Genomic DNA, 1,456 nt, shown 5'->3' on the forward strand with positions numbered 1-1,456 from the left:
ACCTTGGCATAGACTTTTTCGAAGCGAAAGTGCCAAGCGTTACGGGTCACTGTTGAGCTCTTGTTCGGGTGCTGTGTCATTTATTCTGCGGGTCTTGTAATAGAACTCTTTGTCATGTTCGCTGATTTCCCTGAGAACACGGCATGGATTACCAACGGCTACAACATTCGCTGGTATATCTTTAGTCACAATACTACCCGCACCAATCACCGTATTCTCTCCAACAGTTACACCCGGTAAAATTACAGAGTTAGCACCTAACCAAACATTATTACCAATAGTCACGGGGATATTAAATTGCGCAGCTTTCTTTCTTAAACTTGGTTCGATTGGGTGTCCCGCTGTGGCGATGGTCACATTGGGGCCTATCATTACGTAGTCACCAATATAAATATGAGTATCATCGACCAACGTTAAATTAAAGTTCGCATAAACGTTTTTACCTAAATGAGTGTGGATACCCCAGTTGGCATGTAAGGGAGGTTCGATATAACAGTCCTCGCCAACTTCTGCGAATATCTGCTTCATTATTCCTTGGCGTTTCGCCATTTTCGATGGGCGAGTATGATTAAAATCATACAGAATATCTAAACACTCTAGTTGCTTAGCCTCTAGTTCTTCATCATCACAAAAGTAGATTTTTTTGCTATGTATTTGAGCCTTAATATCCATAATTTACCTTTAAATAAGTGCTGAATTTTGTCTCACCCTACGAAATGATATGGACTCCCTCTACCCAAGCCGCAGCGTGCCATAGTTAACTATGAATACTCTTAGAAACTGGAGGTTACTATGTCCACCATTCAAACCATTGGCGTTGATCTCGCCAAGAATGTATTCAGTATTCATGGCGTGGATGCATATGGCAAGTGCGTGTTACGCAAAACAGTTAAAAGAAACAAACTCTTAGACACATTCGCCAATTTACCACCGTGCATAATTGGGATGGAATCCTGTTCGGGAGCTCATCATTGGTCACGGGAACTAAAGAAGCTAGGTCATACGCCTAAAATTATGGCGTCTAAGTTTGTCATTCCTCATCGACAAAGTGAGAAGAATGACCCGAATGATACTGAAGCAATTTGTGAGGCGGTTTCAAGACCTAAAACCCGTTTTGTTTCGGTTAAAAGCGAAGAGCAACAAGCGGTACTCTGCTTGCATCGTATTCGTCATGCCCTAGTAAAAAATCGTACCGCGACCATTAACCAACTTCGGGCCTTGTTATCTGAGTTTGGCGTCATCATTCCTCAGGGCCGCTACCCACTTCAAAAGATGGTGCCCGATATCCTCGAAGATGCCGAAAATGGCATTCCATTTCTCGCTCGGGAATTACTGTGCGATTTAGTAAATAACATCCACCACCTTAATGAGGAGATCCTCCGCTATGATAGAAAAGTCTATCGTCTGAGCAAGGAAATGAAGCAAGCTGCCAAGCTCATGGCTTTGCCATTGAATG

The 1,456-nt window shown here is 42.9% G+C and carries 2 protein-coding genes; one reads left to right on the forward strand and one right to left on the reverse strand.

What is annotated here, in order from left to right; genetic code table 11:
- Positions 1-39: 39 nt before the first annotated feature.
- The gene (locus BCU12_RS09695) at positions 40-672 is read right to left on the reverse strand and encodes a sugar O-acetyltransferase (protein ID WP_102404119.1); all 633 of its coding nucleotides are present in this window, start codon (positions 670-672) and stop codon (positions 40-42) included.
- A gap of 120 nt (positions 673-792) precedes the next feature.
- Here BCU12_RS09695 and BCU12_RS09700 point away from each other — a divergent pair.
- Positions 793-1,456: IS110 family transposase (locus BCU12_RS09700; RefSeq protein ID WP_133153851.1), on the forward strand; the 664-nt coding region annotated here is incomplete at its 3' end.

The organism is Vibrio sp. 10N.261.55.A7, assembly GCF_002877365.1.
In the GTDB taxonomy this organism is placed as follows: Bacteria; Pseudomonadota; Gammaproteobacteria; order Enterobacterales; family Vibrionaceae; genus Vibrio.